General features: G+C 67.8%; 16 protein-coding genes and 1 pseudogene. 5 read left to right on the forward strand and 12 right to left on the reverse strand.

Annotation, left to right across the window (positions count from 1 at the left end):
• A pseudogene (locus ASG27_RS27620) lies at nt 1-168 on the forward strand (DUF4148 domain-containing protein); the annotation flags it as partial.
• Nucleotides 169-290: 122 nt separating this feature from the next.
• On the opposite strand, the gene ASG27_RS14260 reads toward ASG27_RS27620, so the two are convergent.
• Both ASG27_RS14260 and ASG27_RS14265 read right to left on the reverse strand, forming a co-directional pair.
• Nucleotides 291-929: a 3-oxoacid CoA-transferase subunit B gene (locus ASG27_RS14260; RefSeq protein WP_056412384.1), complete on the reverse strand. Its 639-nt coding sequence runs from the start codon at nt 927-929 to the stop codon at nt 291-293.
• Nucleotides 930-932: 3 nt separating this feature from the next.
• Nucleotides 933-1,643 carry a CoA transferase subunit A gene (locus tag ASG27_RS14265; protein ID WP_056412733.1) on the reverse strand — a complete coding sequence of 237 codons (711 nt, stop codon included), beginning with the start codon at nt 1,641-1,643 and terminating at the stop codon, nt 933-935.
• A 76-nt stretch (nt 1,644-1,719) separates the two neighbouring features.
• On the opposite strand from ASG27_RS14265, the gene ASG27_RS14270 reads away from it, so the two are divergent.
• Nucleotides 1,720-2,265 (forward strand): PAS and helix-turn-helix domain-containing protein, encoded by a 546-nt coding sequence (locus ASG27_RS14270; protein ID WP_056168618.1) that lies wholly within the window; start codon nt 1,720-1,722, stop codon nt 2,263-2,265.
• Nucleotides 2,266-2,415: 150 nt separating this feature from the next.
• Here ASG27_RS14270 and pcaC read toward each other — a convergent pair whose 3' ends face one another.
• The 3 genes from pcaC to ASG27_RS14285 form a co-directional block, all read right to left on the reverse strand.
• Nucleotides 2,416-2,808 carry a 4-carboxymuconolactone decarboxylase gene (gene pcaC, locus ASG27_RS14275; protein ID WP_056412387.1) on the reverse strand — a complete coding sequence of 131 codons (393 nt, stop codon included), beginning with the start codon at nt 2,806-2,808 and terminating at the stop codon, nt 2,416-2,418.
• A 162-nt stretch (nt 2,809-2,970) separates the two neighbouring features.
• Nucleotides 2,971-5,169 carry a catalase/peroxidase HPI gene (gene katG / locus ASG27_RS14280; RefSeq protein WP_056412389.1) on the reverse strand — a complete coding sequence of 733 codons (2,199 nt, stop codon included), beginning with the start codon at nt 5,167-5,169 and terminating at the stop codon, nt 2,971-2,973.
• Nucleotides 5,170-5,272: 103 nt separating this feature from the next.
• Nucleotides 5,273-6,205, reverse strand: a complete 933-nt coding sequence (locus ASG27_RS14285; protein ID WP_056412392.1) for a LysR family transcriptional regulator — start codon at nt 6,203-6,205, stop codon at nt 5,273-5,275.
• Nucleotides 6,206-6,338: 133 nt separating this feature from the next.
• Between ASG27_RS14285 and ASG27_RS14290 the strand changes: the two genes are divergently transcribed.
• On the forward strand, nt 6,339-7,463 hold the full coding sequence (locus ASG27_RS14290; protein ID WP_056412396.1) for an NADH:flavin oxidoreductase/NADH oxidase: 1,125 nt from the start codon (nt 6,339-6,341) through the stop codon (nt 7,461-7,463).
• On the opposite strand, the gene ASG27_RS14295 is transcribed toward ASG27_RS14290, so the two are convergent.
• The 7 genes from ASG27_RS14295 to ASG27_RS14325 all read right to left on the reverse strand — a co-directional run bounded on the left by ASG27_RS14295 (nt 7,427) and on the right by ASG27_RS14325 (nt 14,363).
• Nucleotides 7,427-8,413 (reverse strand): SMP-30/gluconolactonase/LRE family protein, encoded by a 987-nt coding sequence (locus ASG27_RS14295; RefSeq protein ID WP_235503916.1) that lies wholly within the window; start codon nt 8,411-8,413, stop codon nt 7,427-7,429. The genes ASG27_RS14290 and ASG27_RS14295 overlap by 37 nt on opposite strands.
• Before the next feature lie 125 nt (nt 8,414-8,538).
• Nucleotides 8,539-9,495, reverse strand: a complete 957-nt coding sequence (locus ASG27_RS14300) for a Bug family tripartite tricarboxylate transporter substrate binding protein (RefSeq protein WP_056412399.1) — start codon at nt 9,493-9,495, stop codon at nt 8,539-8,541.
• A 137-nt stretch (nt 9,496-9,632) separates the two neighbouring features.
• On the reverse strand, nt 9,633-10,577 hold the full coding sequence (locus ASG27_RS14305; RefSeq protein WP_056412402.1) for an NAD(P)-dependent oxidoreductase: 945 nt from the start codon (nt 10,575-10,577) through the stop codon (nt 9,633-9,635).
• On the reverse strand, nt 10,574-11,260 hold the full coding sequence (locus tag ASG27_RS14310; protein WP_056412403.1) for a diguanylate cyclase: 687 nt from the start codon (nt 11,258-11,260) through the stop codon (nt 10,574-10,576). The genes ASG27_RS14305 and ASG27_RS14310 overlap by 4 nt, the downstream gene beginning before the upstream one ends.
• Before the next feature lie 65 nt (nt 11,261-11,325).
• Nucleotides 11,326-12,345 (reverse strand): Bug family tripartite tricarboxylate transporter substrate binding protein, encoded by a 1,020-nt coding sequence (locus ASG27_RS14315; RefSeq protein ID WP_056412408.1) that lies wholly within the window; start codon nt 12,343-12,345, stop codon nt 11,326-11,328.
• Between the two features lie 20 nt (nt 12,346-12,365).
• The gene (locus ASG27_RS14320; RefSeq protein WP_056412410.1) at nt 12,366-13,307 is read right to left on the reverse strand and encodes an amidohydrolase family protein; all 942 of its coding nucleotides are present in this window, start codon (nt 13,305-13,307) and stop codon (nt 12,366-12,368) included.
• Between the two features lie 51 nt (nt 13,308-13,358).
• Nucleotides 13,359-14,363, reverse strand: a complete 1,005-nt coding sequence (locus tag ASG27_RS14325; protein WP_056412413.1) for a Bug family tripartite tricarboxylate transporter substrate binding protein — start codon at nt 14,361-14,363, stop codon at nt 13,359-13,361.
• Nucleotides 14,364-14,497: 134 nt separating this feature from the next.
• Between ASG27_RS14325 and ASG27_RS14330 the strand changes: the two genes are divergently transcribed.
• Both ASG27_RS14330 and ASG27_RS14335 read left to right on the forward strand, forming a co-directional pair.
• Complete coding sequence (locus ASG27_RS14330) at nt 14,498-15,337, forward strand: IclR family transcriptional regulator (RefSeq protein WP_056412416.1); 840 nt, start codon at nt 14,498-14,500, stop codon at nt 15,335-15,337.
• Nucleotides 15,338-15,516: 179 nt separating this feature from the next.
• A complete protein-coding gene (locus ASG27_RS14335) occupies nt 15,517-16,095 on the forward strand; it encodes a peroxidase-related enzyme (protein ID WP_056412419.1) in 579 nt (192 codons plus the stop codon).
• The last annotated feature ends 10 nt before the right edge of the window (nt 16,096-16,105 follow it).

A 16,105-nucleotide genomic window follows, 5' to 3' on the forward strand; every position in this document is an offset into this window, starting at 1 on the left:
GAAGTGGCTGCCGAAGCCTCCACCGTTGCCCAGACCCGCAGCATCGAGCCTGCTGGTTCGCGCGTCGTGACCTACAAGTCCACGGCCGACCGCGCTGCTGTGCGTGCCCAGGCTGCTGAAGCCGTGCGCACCGGCACGATCCCTTCGGGCGAAATCAGCGCGATGTAATTCGGCTGACGGCCATCAAAAACGGGCTCCATTCGGAGCCCGTTTTTTTTGGCGCCGCACCTGCGGCGACCGGATGTTTTCCAGGGCGGCGCTGCGTTGAGCGAAGCCCTGCGATCACACCATCAAGCGATCAACGTCACACCCGTCTTGGCCTGCAGCGCCTCGAAGGTCACGCCCGGTGCCAGTTCGACCACCTTGAGCCCCTCGGGCGTCACATCCAGCACGGCCAGGTCGGTGATGATGCGGTCCACCACGCCCACGCCGGTCAATGGCAGCGTGCAGGCGGGCAGGATCTTGAGGTCTTCGGTGCCGTCCTTCTTCTTGGCCACATGCTCCATGAGCACGATCACGCGCTTGACGCCGGCCACCAGGTCCATCGCGCCGCCCATGCCCTTGACCATCTTGCCGGGGATCATCCAGTTGGCCAGGTCGCCCTTTTCGCTGACCTGCATCGCGCCCAGGATGGACAGGTTGATCTTGCCGCCGCGGATCATGGCGAACGACTGGTCGCTGCCGAAGATGGACGATCCCTTGATCGTCGTCACGGTCTGCTTGCCAGCGTTGATGAGGTCCGGGTCCACCTTGTCGTCGGTCGGGAAGGGGCCGATGCCCAGCATGCCGTTTTCGGACTGCAGCCACACTTCCTTGTCGCCCGTGAAGTTGGCCACCAGCGTGGGAATGCCGATGCCCAGGTTCACATAGAAGCCGTCTTCGAGTTCTTGGGCCGCGCGGGCGGCCATCTGGTCTTGGGTCCAGGGCATGGTTCAGGCTCCTTCTTTCTTTTCCGTGATCGTGCGCTTCTCGATGCGCTTTTCCGGGTTGGCATTGAGCACGATGCGGTGCACGTAGATGCCGGGCAGGTGGATGTCGTCGGGGGCCAGTTCGCCCACTTCCACGATCTTTTCCACCTCGACGATGCAGACCTTGCCGGCAGTGGCGGCTGCGGGGTTGAAGTTGCGCGCGGTGAGGTTGAAGCGCAGGTTGCCCGACTTGTCGGCCACGTCGGCCTTGACCAGGGAGACCTCGGGCACCAGGGCGCGCTCCATCACATAGGTTTCGCCATCGAACTCGCGCAGTTCCTTGCCGTCGGCCACGATGGTGCCCACGCCCGTTTTGGTGAAAAAGGCCGGAATGCCCGCGCCGCCCGCGCGCAGCTTTTCGGCCAGCGTGCCCTGGGGCGTGAATTCCAGTTCCAGCTCGCCGGCCAGGTACTGGCGCTCGAACTCCTTGTTCTCGCCCACGTACGACGAGATCATCTTCTTGATCTGGCGCGTCTCGAGCAGCTTGCCCAGGCCGAAGCCGTCCACGCCAGCGTTGTTGGAGATCACGGTGAGGTTCTTCGCGCCCGAATCGCGCAGCGCGTCGATCAAGGCCTCTGGAATACCGCACAAACCGAAGCCGCCAACGGCCATGAGCTGACCGTCTGCCACGACGCCCTGCAGGGCTTCGGCGGCCGAGGGGAATATCTTGTTCACCACGATCTCCTTATGAATTGGGATGCGCTACGATACTACGTATCTGCATAAGTAGTTTCTCGTAAAGACTTGTACCATGGACGTTGATTACCGGCTGGCTTTCGACATGGCGCCCGTGGGCCTGGTGCTGTCGCGCAACCGCACCATGGTGGACTGCAACCGGCATGTCTGCGAGATGTTCGGCGCCTCGCGCGAGGTGCTGATCGGCCAGTCGTTCCAGGTCCTGTACCCCAGCGCCGACGAGTACGAACGCCTGGGCGCGCACATGGAGCCCATCCTGAACGCCAAGGGCCACTACGCCGACAACCGCATCATGAAGCGCGCCAACGGCGAGGTCTTCTGGTGCCATGTGTCGGGCCGCGCCTTGAACCGCGCCGACCCGCATGCCTCGGGCATCTGGAGCTTCGAAGACCTGTCGGCCCAACGCCCGGTGAAGGCCGAACTGACCGGCCGCGAGCGCGAGGTGGCCGCCCGGCTGCTCGAAGGGCTCACGTCCAAGGAGATCGGCAAGGCGCTGGAGATCAGCCACCGCACGGTGGAGATCTACCGGGCGCGGCTCATGCGCAAGTACAACGCCTCCACCGCGGCCGACCTGGTGCAGAAACTCCTCGCTGGGAGTTAACAAGCCCCCCTGAGCCGCTTCGCGTCTTCCCCCAAGGGGGCCGCACCCGGTGGCCTGGCAAAGCCAGTTCCACGGGTGCACTGGCGTGGATCGCGCCAGTGGCAAAGGCCGCGTGCAGATCGCAGGACTCGGTTTTGAACCTCCTGTCCGTTACCCCTTCATGGGTCCGTCAACCACTTCGGCAGCCGTGCGGAATGCGTCCACGGCGCTGGGCAAGCCGCAATAGATGCTCGCGTGCAGCAGCAACTCCTGCAGCTCCTCGGCCGTCACACCGTTGTTGAGCGCGCCGCGCACGTGGGCCTTGAGTTCGTGCTGTTTGCCCATGGCGATCAGCATGGCCACGGTGATCATGCTGCGCGTGCGGCGGTCCAGCCCGGGCCGCTGCCACACGTCGCCCCAGGCGTTGCGCGTGATGAACTCCTGGATGGGCTGGGTGAACGCCGTGGCATTGCCCAGCGCGCGGTCCACGTAGTCGTCGCCCATGACCTGGCGACGGGTGGCCAGGCCTTGTTCGTAGTCCTTCGATGCGGGGGTCTGTGTCATGCGGTCTTCTCCTTCATGGTTTCGGAATGGTCGGTTCGGCAACCGATCAATGGTAGCGATGCCCACAAACACCAACGCCGCGCAAGCCATGGGCTGCGCGGCGTTGGTTTGTATTGAGTGAACAGCAGGCTACTAGCGCTCACTCAGCGGCGCTGGGCATCATCACGCCACGTCAAATCGATCAAGGTTCATCACCTTGGTCCAGGCTTTGACGAAGTCCTGCACGAACACCGCCTGCGCATCGCTGCTGCCATACACCTCAGCCAGGGCGCGCAGTTGCGAGTTGGAGCCGAACACCAGGTCGGCCACGGTGCCCGTCCACTTCGGGGTGCCGCCGCTGCGGTCCACGCCTTCCAGCACGCCGGGGGCCGAGGCAGACTTCTGCCACTTGGTGCGCATGTCCAGCAGGTTCACGAAGAAGTCGTTGCTCAGCGTCTGCGGGCGCTGCGTGAAGTTGCCGTGCGCCGACGCGGCCGCCACGTTGGCACCCAACACCCGCAGGCCGCCCACCAGCACCGTCATCTCGGGCCCGGTCAGCGTGAGCTGGTTGGCCCGGTCGATGAGCAGCTCGGCCACGGCGCCTTCCAGGCCGGGCTTCACATAGTTGCGGAAACCATCGGCCACAGGTTCCATGACCTCGAACGATGGCACATCGGTCTGCTCCTGCGATGCATCGGTGCGGCCTGGCGTGAACGGTACCGTCACGTCCTGCCCGGCCTTCTTCGCTGCGGCTTCCACCGCGGCGCCACCGGCCAGCACGATCAGGTCGGCCAGCGAGATCTTCTTGCCGCTGCCGCTGGTCTGCTGCGCAGCATTGAAGGCCTGCTGGATCGCTTCGAGCTGGCCCAGCACCTTGGCCAGCTGCGCGGGCTGGTTCACCTCCCAGTCCTTTTGCGGCGCCAGACGGATGCGGGCACCGTTGGCACCGCCGCGCTTGTCGCCACCCCGGAAGGTGGAGGCCGACGCCCAGGCGGTGGACACCAGCTCGGCGATCGACAGGCCCGATGCCAGCACCTGGGCCTTGAGCGCCGCCACGTCCTGTGCGTCGACCAGCGCATGGTCCACATCCGGCACCGGGTCTTGCCACACCAGCACCTCGGCCGGCACGTCTGCGCCCAGGTAGCGCGAGCGCGGGCCCATGTCGCGGTGGGTCAGCTTGAACCAGGCACGGGCAAACGCGTCGGCGAACTGGTCGGGGTTGTCGAGGAATCGGCGCGAGATCTTCTCGTAGGCCGGATCGAAGCGCAGCGACAAATCGGTGGTCAGCATGGTGGGCAGCAGCTTCTTGGACGGGTCGTGCGCATGCGGGATGGACGCCTCGGCATTCTTGGCCGTCCACTGGTGGGCGCCTGCGGGGCTCTTGGTCAGCTCCCACTCAAAGCCGAACAGGTTCTCGAAGAAGTTGTTGCTCCACTTCGTGGGTGTCGTCGTCCAGGTGACTTCCAGGCCGCTGGTGATGGCGTCGCCACCAAAGCCGCTGCCGTGCTTGCTGATCCAGCCGAAGCCCTGGTCCTCGATGCCGCCGCCTTCGGGCTCCAGGCCCACCAGGGCCGCGTCGCCCGCGCCGTGGGTCTTGCCGAAGGTGTGGCCGCCGGCGATCAGCGCCACGGTTTCTTCGTCGTCCATGGCCATGCGGGCAAAGGTGTCGCGGATGTCGCGCGCTGCGGCCAGGGGGTCGGGGTTGCCGTTCGGGCCTTCGGGGTTCACGTAGATCAGGCCCATCTGCACGGCGGCCAGGGGCTTGGCCAGGTCGCGCTCGCCGCTGTAGCGCTTGTCGCCGCCCAGCCAGGTGGTCTCTGCGCCCCAGTACACGTTTTCATCGGGTTCCCACACGTCGGGGCGGCCACCGGCAAAGCCGAAGGTCTTGAAGCCCATCGATTCCAGAGCCACGTTGCCCGTGAGGATCATCAGGTCCGCCCACGAGATCTTGCGGCCGTATTTCTGCTTGATGGGCCAGAGCAGGCGGCGGGCCTTGTCCAGGTTGGCGTTGTCGGGCCAGCTGTTCAGGGGCGCAAAACGCTGCTGCCCTGCCCCGGCGCCGCCGCGGCCATCGGCCAGGCGGTAGGTGCCGGCGCTGTGCCAGGCCATGCGCACGAAGAGTGGACCGTAGTGGCCGAAGTCGGCCGGCCACCAGTCCTGCGAGTCGGTCATCAGCGCGTGCAGGTCGGCCTTCACCGCGGCCAGGTCCAGGCTCTTGAACTCTTCGGCGTAGTTGAAGCCATCACCCATGGGGTCCACCAGGGGCGAGCTCTGGTTCAGGGGGCGCAGGTTGAGCTGGTTGGGCCACCAGTCCGCATTACCCCGGCCCTTGGGCGCGGCGGTTTGGTTGTGGTCGAACGGGCACTTGCTTTCTTGCGTCATGGGGCACTCCTTGTTGTGGCTGATGAGCGACCGATGCTAAGGAATGCAGACCCTCTTTAAAAGACAATCGTTTCGATTGATTCAATAGCTTTTATCTAATCAATCACGGCAAGCGCAGCGGGCTCCCGGCCTCCTCGCACCCGCAAGTGTCAAACAGCACGGAGCGCACCCAGCGGTGCCCTGGTGAGCGGTGGGTGCGCTCGTGCCAGGCGGCGGTTTTCACAAAGCCCGGAATCGCCACCGGTGGCTCCAGCACCACCAGCCCACGGGCATCGGCCACGACCCGCTGCGGCACCACCGCAATCATGTCGCTGTTGCGCAGGATCTCCGGCAGCACCAGAAAGCTGGTGATGGACAGCACCACCCGCCGCGACCGGCCCAGGCGTGCCAGCACCTCGTCCGTCACGCCGCAGAAGCTGCCGCCAGTGTACGAGATGAGCGCATGGTCCAGCGCGCAGAAGCGGTCCAGCGACAGCGCGCCGCCCCTGGCGTCCGGGTGTCCCTCGCGCATCACGCACACATAGCGCTCGTCGAACAGGTGGCGGGCATACAGGTCGGGAGCGGTGTTCTCCGGGCTGATCAGGGCCAGGTCGATATCGCCGCGCTCCAGCCGCTCGTACACCGGCAGGTGCTGGGCAGGCACCACGGCCACACGCACGCCGGGCGCATGCCGCCGCAGCAGGGCCAGAAACGGTACGACCACCGCCTGCAGCGCATAGTCGGTGGAAGCGAGGTGGACAGTCATCTGCGCCGTTGCCGGGTCGAACGCCCGGGGCTGCAGCAAGGACTCGATCCCGCCCAGCAATTCCTTGACGGGCGCGGCCAGCTCCTGCGCCCGCAAGGTGGGCGTGATGCCGCGCTGCGTGCGCACGAAAAGCGGGTCGTCGAAGCTTTCGCGCAGACGGGTCAGCATGCCGCTCACTGCCGGCTGTGTCAGGGACAGGCGCCGGGCGGCGCGGGTCACGCTGCGCTCGTCGAGCAAGGCATCCAGCGCCTTGAGCAGGTTCAGGTCCATGGCCCTGATATCGATCGCCATGATTTCAAGAATAAGAAATATCGATTTGGTTTATGGCTGCATCGTACCCACCATCCTCACCGTGTGTGGCCATGACTAGTTTTGGCCCTCCCGCTTCACCCCCTTTTCAGCCTCCCACAAGAAAGAAAGCTGCATGTCTGCCCTGTTCACCCCGTTCCAGCTCCAAAGCGTCACCCTGCGCAACCGCATCGCGGTCCCGCCGATGTGCCAGTACAGCGCCACCGACGGCCTGACCAATGAATGGCACCAGGCGCACTACGCCGGCCTTGCCCGTGGCGGCGCAGGCCTCGTGATCGTCGAGGCCACCGGCGTGTCGCCCGAAGGCCGCATCACCCCGGCCTGCACCGGCCTGTGGAACGACCAGCAGGTCGAAGGCCTGGCCCGCATCGCCGCCAACATCAAGGCCGCTGGCGCCGTGCCCGGCATTCAGATCGGCCACGCCGGGCGCAAGGCCAGCGCCCAGCGCCCGTGGGAAGGCGACGACCACATTCCCGAAAGCGACCCGCGTGCCTGGCAGCCCATCGCCCCGTCCGCCATTGCCTACGGCGGCGACCTGCCCCGCGTGCCCAAGGCCATGACGCTGGAGGACATTGCCCGCGTGCAGGCCGATTTCGTCGCCGCCGCCCGCCGTGCGCTGGCCGCGGGCTTTGAATGGCTGGAGCTGCACTTTGCCCACGGCTACCTCGCGCAGAGCTTCTTCTCGCCCCACAGCAACCAGCGCACCGACCAGTACGGCGGCAGCTTCGACAACCGCGCACGCTTTCTGCTGGAAACCGTGGAGGCCGTGCGCAAGGTCTGGCCCGCGCACCTGCCGCTCACGGCACGTTTCGGCGTGATCGAATACGACGGCCGCGACGAGGAAACCGTGGCCGCGTCCATCGAGCTGGTGCGCCAGATGCGCGAGCGCGGCCTGGACATGGTCAACGTCAGCGCCAATTTCGTGATCGCAGAGACGCAGATCCCCTGGGCCACGCCCGCCTTCCTGGCCCCGGTGGCCCAGCGCGTGCGCAGCGAGGCCGGCCTGCCCGTGGCCTCGTCATGGGGCATCGACGACCCGCACATTGCCGAACGCGCAGTGGCCGGCGGCCAGATGGACCTGGTGATGATCGGCCGCGCCCACCTGTCCAACCCGCACTACACCTACCACCTGGCACAGGTGCTGGGCGCGCCCAAGCCCGAATGGACCACGCTGCCCGCGCCGTATGCCCACTGGCTGTCGCGCTACCGTGGCGCGGCCAAGGTCGCTGCAGCGCAGTAAACCGACTCCAACCGCCGCTCAGCCCCGGCCGGGCGGTGCAGCGGCAGCCCCGGCGCATCCAGCCGGGCGCGCAGGATGCGGCCGTGGGTCGAATCGGTCACGAACACCGTCCGGCCGCCCTCCCCGCCCTCCCTGCCAAACGCCAGGTTCGTGGTCGACGCCCCCGCCGGCCCGCGCAGCACCAGCTCGGGCTCGGCCCGGTGGTTGAGCACCCAGACATAGCCCAGGCCCGGGTTGGCCACCAGCAGCCGGCCCGGCGCATCCACGGCCAGCCCATCGGGGCCGCTGGGCCCGTAGGACGTGAAGAACTGCCCCACCTTGGCCACGCTGCCGTCGGGCAACAGCGGCACGCGCCACACGCAGTTGCCGCGCGTGGCGGCCAGGTACAGCACGCGCCCGTCGGGCGACAGGGCCACGCCGTTGGGGCTGGGCACATTGGCCAGCAGCAGGTCGAGCTGGCCGTTCGGGCGCAGGCGGTACAGGCGGCCGCTCGGGTCGTGCAGGCCGCTCTGCCCCTGGTCGGTGAAATACAGGTTGCCGTCGGCGTCGAAGATCAAATCGTTCACGCCCTTGAAGCGCTCGCTATTGCGGCGCTCCAGGTGCGGCGTGACGGTGCCGGTGGCCACATCCAGGCGCATGAGGCCGTTCTTGTAGTCGGTGATCAGCAGCGTGCCGGCGTCCATGAACTTCATGCCGTTGGGCTCGCCGTCGTACTCGGCCACCAGCGTCCACGCGCCCTCTGGGCTGATGCGAAAGATGCGGCCCCACGGGATGTCGGTCACGTACAGGTGGCCTGCGTCGTCGAACACCGGGCCCTCCAGAAACGAATCGGTGACGGTGCCGCCCCGGTTGGCATCGGCCCACTCGCTGCGCTCGCGGCGGCGAAAGTGGTCGGGCATGGCGGTGAACACATCCAGGTCACGGACCTGGGGTGGTTGCAGCAGAAACATGGCGGTGTCTTTCTTGTCGTTCAGGCAGGAGCGCCGAAACCATACCGCCGCGCCGGGTTGTCGACGAGGCGGCCCCCACCGCATCCATGCGGCATGGCATCGCGCAACGGCAGGACCATGGGCGATCAGTCCAGCTTGATGTTGCCCTTGCGCACCACATCGCCCCACTTGCTGTCTTCCTTCTTGAGGAAGGCCGCGAACTCGGCGGGCGTGGAGCCCACGGGCTGCGCGCCCATGTCGGCCAGGCGCTGCTTGAGCTCGTCTTCCTTCATCACCTCCTGCACGGCCTCGCGCAGCTTGGCAGCGATGGGTTCGGGCGTGCCTGCGGGCAGGAACAGGCCGTTCCATTCATATGCTTCGTAGCCGGGGATCACCGTCTCGGCCACCGTGGGCACGTCGGGCAGGCGCTTGGACCGTTCGGGTGCCGACACGGCCAGTGCGCGCAGCTTGCCGCCCGACACGTGCGGGTAGGTGGCGGCCACGGTACCGAACATGAAGTCCACCTGGCCGGCCATCACGTCGGTGATGGCGGGGCCGCCGCTCTTGTAGGGCACGTGCACCATGTCCAGGTTCAGCTGCTGGCGCATCAGCTCGGCCGCCAGGCGCTGCACCGTCCCGCTGCCGCCCGAGGCGAAGTTGAGCTTGCCCGGCGCCGCCTTGGCCCGGGCGACCAGGTCGTTGATGTTCTTGAGCGGCGAGTCCGCCTTCACGATCAGCACGTTGGGCGCCAGCAGCACCAGCGACAGCGGCTGCAGCGCGTTGGCGGCATACGGCATCTTGGGGAACAGGTGCGGGTTGATGGAGTACGGCGTGGCGTCGTACAGCACCGTGTAGCCATCCGCATTGGCCTTTGCCACGTAGCTGGCGCCGATGGTGCCGCTGGCGCCGGCCTTGTTGTCCACGATCACGCTGGTGCCCAGCCTGGCACCCAGGCGCGTGGCCAGCACGCGGGCCACGGCGTCGGCCGCACCGCCGGGCGCATACGGCACGACGATGGTGATCGGGCCCTCGGGGAACGCGGCATGGGCCAGGCCCGTGGCCAGGGCGCAGGCGGTGATCAGGGGTTTGAGAAAACGCAACATGTCTTGTCTCCGATCCATCGTTCATGCGGGCATTCAGCCCAAATGCTATCAATAAAATAGCTATAACCGCTTGATGGACAAGCGGTAGAGGCCATTTTTTATTCAGAATCTTGTTCGCAGGGCTTTCCCTGCCATGCCTACGCGGCACGCATCGCTGGCGTCTCGCGGGCCAGCACTGCCAGCAGGTTCGTGGCCGCACCCACGCCCATGTTCACGTAGGCGTCGCTCGTCACGCCGCCGATGTGCGGGCTGAGGATGAAATTCTTCTCGCCCTGGAACGGGTGGCCGGCCACCATGGGCTCCACCGCAAAACTGTCCAGGCCCGCCGCCATCACCTGGCCCGAGCGCACGGCTGCGAGCAGCGCGGCTTCGTCGATGAGGCCGCCGCGCGCGGTGTTCACCACGATCACGCCGCGCTTGCACTGAGCGAGCGTGGCGGCGTTCAGCATGCCGCGGTTCTCGTCGGTCAGCGGGCAGTGCAGGGACACGGCGTCCGCTTCGCGCCAGATGGTCTCCAGGCTCACGCTCTGCACGTAGTCGGGCAGGTTCTTGGCGAATGGGTCGAAGCCGATCACGCGCATGCCCAACGCGTCGGCCATCTTGGCAAAGCGCATGCCGATGGCGCCCAGGCCCACCAGGCCCACCGTGCGGCCGCCGAGCTCCAGGCTCTTGTGCGTGGCCTTGTCCCAGTGGCCGGCATGCATGCGCGCATCCAGCTGCACCACCGACTTGGCGCAGGCCAGCAGCAGCGCCAGCGCCTGCTCGGCCACGGCCGCGGCATTGGCGCCCACGGCGGCCACCACCTCGATGCCGCGCGCCTGGGCCGCCACCTTGTCGATGGTGTCGGTGCCGCTGCCGTGCTTGGAGATCACCTTGAGCGAAGGCGCCGCGTCCATCACGGCCGGGCCCACCTTGCCGTAGCGCACGATGATGGCCACCGGGTCGTGTTGCCTGGCCAGGGCGACCAGGTCGTCTTCGGTCGGCGTCTTGCCGGCGTAGACGATGTCGTAGCCGGTGAGCAGGCCGAGCGCCTGCTGCGCCAGGTCGGCGCCCGTGACGATGATGGTGGGGTTGGTGCTCACAGCGATTCCCCTTCCGCCAGCACACCCGCCGCACGCAGCGCGGCGGGCAGCCACTTGGAGGCCGTGTCGCCACGGGCGATGGCCTCAATGCGGGCGGCCTCGTCGGCCACCTTCTTGTCGGCCAGGGCCATCATGCCGGGGGCCTTGGCGCGCTCGATCACGACCACGCCGTCGGCATCGCCCACCACCAGGTCGCCGGGGTTCACGGTGGCGCCGCCGGCAGAGATGGGGTGGTTGATGCGGCCGGGCACGTACTTGGTGGGGCCGGCGGGGTTGAAGCCCGCGCTGAACACGGGGAAGTCCAGCTCCAGGATCTCGAGCTTGTCGCGGATGGCGGCATCCACGATCACGCCGGCGAGGCCCCGCTTCTTGCAGGCGCTGAGCATCAGCGTGCCCATGAGCGCGGCGGTCAGGTCGCCCTTGCCGTCGATCACCAGCACGTCGCCCGGCTGGGCCAGCGCAATGGCAGCGTGGATCATCAGGTTGTCGCCGGGGCGCACTTCCACGGTGAAGGCCGGGCCTGCGACCTTCATGCCCTGGTGCACCGGGGTCACGCGGCCGTGCATGGTGCCGCGGCGGCCCGCCACGTCGGCCAGGATGGCGGCCTGGAAGGTCGCGGCTTTGCGCACGACGTCGGCGCTCACGCGGTCGATGTCACGGATGATGTCGGGGAGTTGGCTCATGGTGTTCTGTCCGTTTGAAAAATGAAGAAGGGGTGCGTGCAGGCAATGCCGGTGCAAAAGCCGTCTCACTCAGCTTTTATGTTTCCGTCTTTGATGACCTTGGCCCACTTGGCGGAGTCGGCCTTTTGCAGGTCGCCCAGCTGCTGGGGCGTGCCGCCCACCAGCGTCACGCCCAGCTTGTCGGCCAGGGCGACCACGGCGGGGTCCTTCAGGGCCTTGTTGATCTCCTGGTTCAGGCGCGACACGACGGCGGTGGGCGTCTTGGCCGGCGCGAACACGGCCTGCCACTGCTCCACCACGAAGTCCTTCATGCCCACCTCGGCCATCGTCGGCACGGCCGGCAGGGATTTGAGGCGCTGGGCCGAGGTGACGGCCAGCGCGCGCAGCTTGCCCGCCTGCACATGCGGCAGCGCGGCGGCCGCCGGCGCGAACATGAACTGCACCTGGCTGGCCAGCGTGTCCTGCAGCGCCGGGGTGTCGCCCTTGTAGGGCACGTGGATGAAGCGCGCGCCGGTCTGCTGCTGCAGCAGCTCGCCCTGCATCTGCAAGATGGTGCCGTTGCCGCCCGAGGCGAAGGCGAGCTTGCCCGGCTGGGCCTTGGCAGCGGCCAGCAGGTCAGCCACCGTCTTGAACGGCTGGTCCATGCCCACCACCAAAATGTGCGGAATGGTGCCGATGATGACCACGGGCTCGAACGCCGTGATGTGGTCGTACGGCAGCTTGCCCATCAGGTGCGGCGCGATCGCCTGCGGCCCGATGGAGGTGCCCAGCAGCGTGGTGCCATCGGGCGCCGCCTTGGCGACGAAGGCCGCGCCGATGGTGCCGGTGGCACCGGCCTTGTTGTCCACGATCACGTTGGTGGACAGCGCCGCGCCGATGCGCTGCGCCACATTGCGGCCCAGCACGTCGGTGCTGCCGCCCGGGGGGTACGGCACCACCCAGGTGATGACACGGCCGGCGGGCCAGTCACCCTGGGCTAGTGCCGGGGCGGCCAGCCAGGGGGCCAGCAGCGCGGCACCGCTGGCGGCGAGCACGCTGCGGCGCGGCAGGCCGGCCGATGGGGTGGGGGTTGCGGATTCGGTCATGGGCAGGTCTCCCGGTGTCGTCAAGGCAATGAAGAATTGGTCGGCGTGAAGCCGTAGAGCGCGGCCGGGTTGTCCACCAGCACGCGCTGCAGCGTGGCGCTGCTGTCGCCAGCCTCGCGCGCCCAGTCGGCCAGCCGGTCCACCTGGCGGGCGTCGTCGGGCAGGGGCTGCACGCCGGCCGATGCGGTGGCATGCGGCCAGTCGCTGCCCCACACCACGCGGTGGGGCGCGCAGCGCAGGTAGCTGGCAGCCAGGGTGTCGAGCGCGGGGTCTTCCACCGAGTGCTGCTCGCTCACGATGTAGCCGCCCGACAGCTTGACCCACGCCTGCCCGCCCTGCAGCAGCGCCAGCAGCAGCGCATGGGCGGGGTGCCGCCCCGCCTGCGCGGGAGCGATGCGGCCGAAGTGGTCGAACACCACCGGCACGGGCAACTGGCGCAGCACATCGGCCTGCGCGATCAGCACATCGGGCGCCATCAGCAGTTGCAGGTGCCAGCCCAGCGGCGCGATGCGGCGGGCCAGCGGCAGCAGCGAATCCGCCGTGCCCGACACGCCCAGCGACAGGTTCAGCCGCACGCCGCGCACGCCGGCGGCGTGCAGGCGCTGCAGCGCTGCATCGCTCTCGGTGCCGTCGATCACCGCCACGCCACGGGCTGGCACGCCCATGGCGCGCAGCGCGGTCAGGCCTTCCAGCATCGGGCGGTTGTCGGTGCCGTAGGTCGACGGCGTGACCAGCACCACCCGCGTGGTTCCGATGCGCTGCTGCAGCGCTGCATAGTCCAGCGCCGACGCATCGGGCGGCAGCAGCCTGGCCTGCGGCGCGGCCGGAAAGCGGCTGTCGTACACATGCACATGGCAGTCGCAGGCACCGGCCGGCACCAGGGTGCGCGGCACGGCAGTACCGGCTGAAAACCGCACGGCGTGGGCGGTACGCACAGGCGTGACAAGGCTGTCGCGGTGCATGGCGCGGACTCTTGGGGGGACGTGAAGCGGTCGCTGTGGCGGTGCTGCCGGTCAGTCCAGGCTGGCGCCCGAGTCCTTGACGATCTTGCCCCAGCGCGGCACTTCGGTGCGCAGCAGCTGGCCAAACTGGTCGGCCGATCCGCCCAGGATGTCGCCGCCTTCGGAGCGCAGCTTGTCGGCCACTTCGGCGTGCTGCAGTGCCTGGTTGATCGCCTTGTTGAGCTGCGCCACGATGGGCGCGGGCGTGCCAGCCGGCGCCAGGATGCCGAACCAGGTCACGGCCTCGAAGCCCTTGTAGCCCGACTCGGCCAGCGTGGGCACATCCGGCAACTGCGACGAGCGCTTGGCCGACGTGATGGCCAGCACCTTGAGCTTGCCGTTGCGCACCTGGCCCAGCAGCGTGGGCACGGAGGACATGTACAGATCGATCTGCCCGCCCACCAGGTCCGTCATGGCCTGGGCCGCGCCCTTGTAGGGGATGTGGCGCAGCTTGATGCCCGCCGCGTTCTCGGCCAGCTCGCCGGCCAGGTGGGCCACCGTGCCGTTGCCCGAGTAGCCCAGGGTGAGTGCGTCAGGCTTGCCCTTGGATGCGGCCACCACGTCGGCAAAGGTCTTGTACGGCGAATTGGCCGGCGCGGCGATCACGATGGGCGACGACGACACCAGTGCCACGGGCACCAGGTCCTTGATGGGGTCGTAGGGCAGCTTGGGGTACAGCGTGGGGTTGATCGCCAGATTGCTGGTCTGGCCCATGACCAGCGTGTAGCCGTCGGGGGCCGACTTGGCCGCGGCGTCCACGCCCAGGTTGCCGCCTGCGCCGGGGCGGTTGTCCACGATCACGTTCCACTTGTTCTGGTCCGTGAGCTTTTGCGCCACGGTGCGCGCGATCATGTCGGTGCCGCCACCGGGTGGGAACGGCACGATCAGGCGGATGGGTTTGTTGGGGTAGGCGGCCTGGGCCTGGGCGGCCACGGGCACGGCGGTTGCGGCAAGGCCCATCAAGGCTGCGCACAGGTGCGCGCCGACAGCACGCGAAAGCGATGAAAAAGCTGGCATGGATTTGTCTCCGTTTTATGGTGGGTCGTCACGCCGGTCCGCAGAACCTGCGAGGGCCCGGCGCCGTGGCCGCGACTTTACGCAGACGTTTCAACCCATACAATGGCGTTGCACACAATGAAACGAATGGCACCATGAGCAACAGCCCCAGCAAGCCAGCGCGCCCTGCCGCCCACCGTGCACCGGCGCCCGAGCCACCGGCTCCAACGCCAGCCCCAGAGGCCTCAGGGGCTGCAGACTCCGAGCCTGCGACGGGTGTGATCGCCGTCACCCGGGCCCTGCAGGTGCTGGAGGCTTTTGCCCTGGGCGAATCCAGCCTGCCACTGGCCGAGCTGAGCCGCCGCTGCGGCCTGCACAAGACCACGGTGCTGCGCCTGGCGCGCACGCTGGCGCAGTCGGGCTTCATGGTGCAGCGCGAGGATGGCGACTGGCGCCTGGGCCCCGCCGCGGGCTGGCTGGGCGCGCGCTACCAGGCGGGCTTTGACGTGCAGAACGTGCTGGAGCCCGCGCTGCGCGAGCTGACCCACGCCACGGGCGAAAGCGCGGCCTTTTACGTGCGCGAAGGCCAGGTGCGGACCTGCCTGGTACGCGTGGAGGGCCCGCAGGCACTGCGCCACCACGCCCGCATGGGCGAAGGGCTGCCGCTGGACAAAGGCTCCCCGGGCCGCGTGATCCTGGCGTTCTCGGGCGAGCCGGGCAAGGCCTACGAGGACATCCGCAAGAAGGGCTACCACTGGTCCATCGGCGAGCGCGAGCAAGGCGTGGCCACGGTGTCGGCGCCGGTGTTCGGCATGCACTGGCGCCTGATGGGGTCCGTGTGCATCTCGGGCCCCGCATCGCGCCTGCCCGCTGAAAAGCTCGAAGCGCTCGCCCAGACGGTGATTGCCGCGGCGACGCAGCTGTCGTATGCGCTGGCAGGCAACACGGCAGCGCCCGCGCAAAGCCCTGTGCGGGCCACGCACTGGCATCCTTGACCCCCCCCTGAGCCGCCTGGCGGCGTCTTCCCCCTAAGGGGGACGCACCCAGTGGACCGGCGGAGCCGGATCCACGGGTGCACTGGCATGGCCAGCGCCAGTTTCGGGGGGCGTGGGCGACGCATGCATCGCGGATACTGGCATCCACGACACAACACAACACAGCCAAGGAGACCTTCGTGAGCCGCTATCCCTTTCCCGACCTGAACACCCTGCCCGACGACATCCGCGCACGCATCGTGGAAGTGCAGGAAAAGGCCGGCTTCATCCCCAACGTGTTCCTGGCGTTTGCGCGCCGCCCTGCCGAGTGGCGCGCCTTCTTTGCGTACCACGATGCGCTCATGCTCAAGGAAGAAGGCAGCCTGACCAAGGGCGAGCGCGAGATGATCGTCACCACCACCAGCGCTGCCAACCAGTGCCTGTACTGCGTGGTGGCCCACGGCGCCATCCTGCGCATCTACGAGAAGAAGCCGCTGATTGCCGACCAGGTGGCGGTGAACCACCGCAAGGCCGACATCAGCCCGCGCGAGCGCGCCATGCTGGACTTTGCGATGAAGGTCTGCCAGCGCTCGCACGAGATCGAGGACGCCGACTTCGAGGCCCTGCACCCGCACGGCTTCGACGACGAGGACATCTGGGACATCGCGGCCATCACCGCGTTCTTCGGGCTGTCGAACCGCATGGCCAGCTTTGCCGGCATGCAGCCCAACCCCGAGTTCTATCTGATGGGCCGCCTGCCGCGCGAGAAGAACAAGTAGGTGCGGCCCC

This window comes from Acidovorax sp. Leaf191, from assembly GCF_001424425.1.
Taxonomy (GTDB): Bacteria; Pseudomonadota; Gammaproteobacteria; order Burkholderiales; family Burkholderiaceae_C; genus Acidovorax.

Bases quoted from the DNA above. Each gene is read 5' to 3' on its own strand.
- ASG27_RS14320 (WP_056412410.1), bottom strand. From the start codon at position 13,307: ATGCACCGCGACAGCCTTGTCACGCCTGTGCGTACCGCCCACGCCGTG.
- ASG27_RS14260 (WP_056412384.1), bottom strand. From the start codon at position 929: ATGCCCTGGACCCAAGACCAGATGGCCGCCCGCGCGGCCCAAGAACTC.
- katG (WP_056412389.1), bottom strand. From the start codon at position 5,169: ATGACGCAAGAAAGCAAGTGCCCGTTCGACCACAACCAAACCGCCGCG.
- ASG27_RS14325 (WP_056412413.1), bottom strand. From the start codon at position 14,363: ATGCCAGCTTTTTCATCGCTTTCGCGTGCTGTCGGCGCGCACCTGTGC.
- ASG27_RS14315 (WP_056412408.1), bottom strand. From the start codon at position 12,345: ATGACCGAATCCGCAACCCCCACCCCATCGGCCGGCCTGCCGCGCCGC.
- ASG27_RS14295 (WP_235503916.1), bottom strand. From the start codon at position 8,413: ATGTTTCTGCTGCAACCACCCCAGGTCCGTGACCTGGATGTGTTCACC.
- ASG27_RS14330 (WP_056412416.1), top strand. From the start codon at position 14,498: ATGAGCAACAGCCCCAGCAAGCCAGCGCGCCCTGCCGCCCACCGTGCA.
- pcaC (WP_056412387.1), bottom strand. From the start codon at position 2,808: ATGACACAGACCCCCGCATCGAAGGACTACGAACAAGGCCTGGCCACC.
- ASG27_RS14290 (WP_056412396.1), top strand. From the start codon at position 6,339: ATGTCTGCCCTGTTCACCCCGTTCCAGCTCCAAAGCGTCACCCTGCGC.
- ASG27_RS14310 (WP_056412403.1), bottom strand. From the start codon at position 11,260: ATGAGCCAACTCCCCGACATCATCCGTGACATCGACCGCGTGAGCGCC.
- ASG27_RS14270 (WP_056168618.1), top strand. From the start codon at position 1,720: ATGGACGTTGATTACCGGCTGGCTTTCGACATGGCGCCCGTGGGCCTG.
- ASG27_RS14285 (WP_056412392.1), bottom strand. From the start codon at position 6,205: ATGGCGATCGATATCAGGGCCATGGACCTGAACCTGCTCAAGGCGCTG.
- ASG27_RS14300 (WP_056412399.1), bottom strand. From the start codon at position 9,495: ATGTTGCGTTTTCTCAAACCCCTGATCACCGCCTGCGCCCTGGCCACG.